The sequence below is a fragment of the Kocuria atrinae C3-8 genome (assembly GCF_000286355.1).
Taxonomy (GTDB): domain Bacteria; phylum Actinomycetota; class Actinomycetes; order Actinomycetales; family Micrococcaceae; genus Kocuria; species Kocuria atrinae_A.
Genome location: NZ_AJXN01000149.1, coordinates 1 through 4,730, shown reverse-complemented (window position 1 = coordinate 4,730; position 4,730 = coordinate 1). Strand labels below are relative to the sequence as shown.

Genomic DNA, 4,730 nt, shown 5'->3' with positions numbered 1-4,730 from the left:
CCATCCTGGGTACCACCCCGGAGGCGATCGACCTGGCCGAGGACCGCGGCGAGTTCGCCCGCGTCCTCCACCACGCCGGACTGCGCCAGCCCAAGAACGGCACCGCCTCCACGTTCGAAGAGGCCAGCCTGATCGCCAACGACATCGGATACCCCGTGCTCGTGCGCCCCTCGTACGTGCTCGGTGGCCGCGGCATGGAGATCGTCTACGACGAGGACTCCCTGCGCCGCTATCTCGAGAACGCCACCGAGGTCAGCAGCAACCGTCCCGCGCTGATCGACAAGTTCCTGGAAGATGCCATCGAGATCGACGTGGATGCGCTCTTCGACGGCAAGGAGGTCTACGTGGGCGGCGTGATGGAGCACATCGAGGAGGCCGGTATTCACTCCGGTGACTCCGCGTGTGTGCTCCCGCCGGTCACGCTCGGCCCCGAGGTCGTGCAGCGCGTCCGCGAAGCCACGGCGGACATTGCCCGCGGCGTGGGCGTCAACGGCCTGATCAACATCCAGTTCGCTCTGGCCTCCAACATCCTGTACGTGATCGAGGCCAATCCGCGCGCGTCGCGCACCGTGCCGTTCGTGTCCAAGGCCACCGGTGTTCAGCTGGCCAAGGCCGCGGCACTCATGGGCACTGGTCGCACCATCGCTCAGTTGCGTGCCGAGGGCGTGCTGCCGTCCAAGTACGACGGCGCCGATCTTCCGGTGAACACGCCGGTCGCCGTGAAGGAGGCCGTGCTGCCCTTCGCACGGTTCCGTACCGCTGAGGGTTCCGTGGTGGATTCGCTGCTGGGCCCGGAGATGCGTTCGACCGGTGAGGTCATGGGTATCGACAAGTACTTCGACACCGCGTTCGCCAAGGCTCAGGCCGCCGTGGGTGGACCGCTGCCGACCTCCGGCCGCTTGTTCGTCTCCGTGGCCAACAAGGACAAGCGCTCGGCGGTCATCTACGTGAAGATGTTTTCCAACCTCGGGTTCGAGATCGTCTCCACGGGTGGCACCGCGGATGTCCTGCGCCGCAACGGCATTGAGTCCACCGTGGTCTCCAAGATCACGGACGCCCCCGAGGGGGAGGATTCCGTGGCCGATTGGATCACCGACGGCAAGATCGACCTGATCTTCAACACGCCCTCCGGTGGCCAGAAGGCCCGCAGTGACGGCTACCAGATCCGTGCTGCGGCCACCTCCATCGGCGTGCCGATCATGACCACGGTGTCCGAGCTCGGTGCCGCCCTGCAGGCCATTACGGCCCAGCGGCAGTACTCATGGTCGGTCAACAGCCTTCAGGTGCACGAGAAGAACCTGCGTGAGGCCGTTCTCGCGGAGGACTCGCGTGGCTGATCAGGGCACGTTCCGTGCGGTGACGCCGCCGCGGCGTCGTCACCCGCTGCCGGGGCCTCCGGAACGTCGGGGGCCCGCCGCACCCCGTTCGGTACGAGACTGCGCGAGGCCATGCTGACCCACGGTCCGCTGTGCGTGGGCATCGACCCGCACCCCGCGCTGTTGGACGCGTGGGGTCTGCCGTACACCGTGGCGGGGCTGGAGAAGTTCTCCTTGACCGTGGTCGAGGCAGCCGAGGGGCACGCGGCCACCGTGAAGCCTCAGGTCGCGCTCTACGAAGCGTTCGGTTCGGCCGGTATGGCGGTGCTCGAACGAGTCTTGAAGGAATCCCGCGAGGCCGGTGTGCTGAGCATTGCGGACGCCAAGCGAGGCGACATCGGCTCGACGATGGCCGCCTACGCCACGGCGTGGCTTTCGGACGACTCACCGCTCGCGGCGGACTCCGTGACACTGAGTCCGTATCTCGGTTTCGAGTCCCTGCGACCGGCCCTGGACCTTGCGCACGAGACGGGCCGGGGCACCTTCGTGCTGGCCCTGACATCGAATCCCGAGGGCGCCAGTGTGCAACACGTGGGTGGCTATGAATCGGTGGCCAAGACAATCCTGAATGCCGTGCAGCACGAAAACCTTCGTGATACCGCTGTCGCTTCGGGAAATAGCGTGTCGGGCGTCACAGAGAACCGTGACGAGAGGGCTCCACAGGAAAATCGTGACCAAATCGTTATAAATGTAAAAAATAACACTTTGGGGTCCTGTGGAGTGGTTATCGGCGCTACCGTATCCGATGCCCTCTCACAACTGGAGATAAACCTTCGCGGCTTCAATGGACCCATCCTTTCGCCGGGTTACGGCGCTCAGGGGGCCGATGCCCGCGCGGTTGCCGGAGTGTTTGACCAAGTCAGCGGGAATGTTCTTGCTAATTCATCCCGGGGTGTCTTACGCCACGGTCCGGACGTTTCCGCATTGCGTTCAGCAATGCAACGATCCGGTGATGAACTTAGCGCTGCTCTATACGGCTGAATCGCTTCTCTGAAAGTGGCGTAAACACCATAGAAATCCCTGATCAGGGGCTATTCGTGGTGTTTACGCCCTTATTAATGTCGGGTACTTTTCCGATAGCGGCTACCCCCCAGATCCGCTACTGCAGGCGTGTGGGAGCGCACGCAGAGCAACCAGAGGAGAGAGATCCATATGGCATTACGTCCTTTGACAGATGAAGAGCGAGCGCGGGCACGTGAGAAGGCGACCGCAGCGCGAACAGTGCGGGCGGAGGTGAAGAAAGCACTGCGCGAGGGCACCATGACGGTGGCCGAGGTTCTGCAACGCGGCGAGACTGATGAAGCCGTGAGCCGACTCAAGGTCACGGATCTGCTCGAAGCCACCCCCGGAATCGGCAAGGTCCGATCTGCGGCCATCATGGACCAGATCGGTATCGCACGAACCCGACGGTACGTGGCTTGGGTCAGCACCAGCGACGCGCATTGATTGACTACCTTGACCGGTAAGTCGCGATCCAGGCTTTCGGGCCTTCGGTGAGCAGCGGCACACTGTTGTGAACGCAGCTGATTGATCCCACCGATCGTCCCGTTGGTACAGTGGCGGAACAGGTTTTCACCTGTTCCGCCACTTCATTTTCCGGAGGTCCACGTGCCCGTCAAACCCACCGTCACCGTGCTGGCTGGACCCACGGCGGTCGGTAAGGGCACGGTGTCCACGTACATCCGCGATCACTATCCGCAGGTGTGGCTGTCCGTGTCGGCCACCACGCGCGCGGCTCGTCCTGGAGAGGTGGACGGCGTCCACTACTTCTTCGTCTCCGACGACCAGTTCGATTCCATGGTCTCCGACAACGATCTGCTCGAGTGGGCCGTGGTGCACAATTCGCACCGCTACGGCACGCCCCGACAGAAAGTGGAGGAGGCCTTGGCCCAGGGAAGAAGCGTGTTGTTGGAGATCGATCTCCAGGGCGCGCGCGAGATCAAGCGTACGTTGCCCACCGCCCAGTTCGTGTTTTTGGCCCCGCCCAGTTGGGATGAAATGGTGGCACGATTGGTCGGTCGCGGGACGGAAACACCGGAGCAGCAGCAGCGACGGCTGGAAACAGCTAAAGTAGAGCTTGCGGCGCAACCAGAATTCGATCACACGGTGATCAATGACAGCGTGGAACGCGCCGCCGCAGAACTTGTAGAGCTCATGGGGTTGCCCGCCCAGCAGCGGGACTGACCGCTGAACACCACGCACCCAGCCCGCACGGCCAGGAGCCTACCCATTACCAAGAAGTCCATGACAGGAGTCATTCACTCGTGAGCACAGATTACGAAGGCATCGTCAACCCGCCCATCGACCGGTTGCTCGGCAAGACCGATTCCAAGTACGGGCTGGTCATCTTCGGTGCTCGTCGTGCCCGTCAGATCAACGCGTACTACTCGCAGTTGCACGAGGGCCTGTTCGAGTACGTGGGACCGCTCGTGGACACCCAGCTCAATGAGAAGCCGCTGTCCATCGCGTTCCGCGAGATCGACGAGGACCTGATCGAGACCACCGAGGTCGATCACGCCGGGTTCTCCGCCAACGGCCAGCTCGTCACCGAGGAAGCAGCTTCCGCTGACGTCTTCAGCGGCGACTTCTTCGCCCAGGGAACCGACGAGGCCTCCGCGCCCATGTTCTCCGACAGCGCCGAGGTGGCCCCGGAAGAGGTCGTCGAGGTCGAGGAGGTCGTCGAGACCGAGGAACCCACCGAGAAGTGACGGTTCCGCACCCTTCGGATACCCCCGCTACCTCCCAGTCGACCGCGCCGTTGCGCGTGGTCCTGGGCGTGGGCGGGGGTATTGCCGCATATAAGGCCGCCCTGCTCACGCGTTTGTTCACCGAGGCGGGCCACCACGTGGTTCCGATGCCCACGGCGGCCGCCCTCGAATTCGTGGGTGCCCCCACGTGGGAAGCACTCACGGGGGAGCCGGTTTCCACCTCGGTCTTCGATCGCGTGGACACGGTCAATCACGTCTCGCAGGGTCAGCAGGCGGACCTGGTGGTCATTGCTCCGGCCACGGCAGACCTCATGGCCAAGATCGCGCATGGTCTGGCAGACGACTTGTTGACCACCACGGTGCTGGCTTCGCGGGCGCCAGTGGTCTTGGCTCCGGCCATGCACACGGAGATGTGCTCAACCCCGCCACCCGACGCAACGTGGCGCTGTTGCGTGAGCACGGCCACACGGTGATCGACCCGGATTCCGGTCGACTCACGGGCAAGGACAGCGGCCCCGGCCGGCTTCCCGAGCCCCAAAGAATTTACGACGCCGCACTGGCCGTTTTCGCGGAAGGTACCGCAGCGGCGTCGTCGGGCGCGCTGGCCGGCCGTCGCGTGCTGATCACGGCGGGGGGAACCCGCGAG

At 64.0% G+C, this 4,730-nt stretch carries 4 protein-coding genes and 2 pseudogenes; all 6 read left to right on the top strand.

The genetic code is table 11. The annotated features are described in order from the left end of the window. Positions 1-1,337, top strand: a 1,337-nt coding sequence (locus tag YO9_RS0114480; RefSeq protein WP_016998136.1) for an ATP-binding protein, incomplete at its 5' end; no start/stop codon positions are given. Positions 1,338-1,448: 111 nt separating this feature from the next. Then, positions 1,449-2,357 carry an orotidine-5'-phosphate decarboxylase gene (gene pyrF, locus YO9_RS0114475; RefSeq protein ID WP_016998135.1) on the top strand — a complete coding sequence of 303 codons (909 nt, stop codon included), beginning with the start codon at positions 1,449-1,451 and terminating at the stop codon, positions 2,355-2,357. A gap of 171 nt (positions 2,358-2,528) precedes the next feature. Beyond that, positions 2,529-2,842, top strand: a pseudogene (mihF, locus tag YO9_RS0114470) (integration host factor, actinobacterial type). A gap of 142 nt (positions 2,843-2,984) precedes the next feature. Next, positions 2,985-3,560 carry a guanylate kinase gene (gene gmk, locus YO9_RS0114465; RefSeq protein ID WP_016998134.1) on the top strand — a complete coding sequence of 192 codons (576 nt, stop codon included), beginning with the start codon at positions 2,985-2,987 and terminating at the stop codon, positions 3,558-3,560. Between the two features lie 80 nt (positions 3,561-3,640). Then, positions 3,641-4,084 (top strand): DNA-directed RNA polymerase subunit omega, encoded by a 444-nt coding sequence (gene rpoZ, locus YO9_RS0114460; protein WP_016998133.1) that lies wholly within the window; start codon positions 3,641-3,643, stop codon positions 4,082-4,084. A 50-nt stretch (positions 4,085-4,134) separates the two neighbouring features. Beyond that, positions 4,135-4,730: pseudogene (locus YO9_RS0114455) on the top strand (flavoprotein); the annotation flags it as partial.

What these genes read in the sequence shown, in the direction of transcription:
- pyrF (WP_016998135.1), top strand. Translation starts at nt 1,449, where the DNA reads ATGCTGACCCACGGTCCGCTGTGCGTGGGCATCGACCCGCACCCCGCG.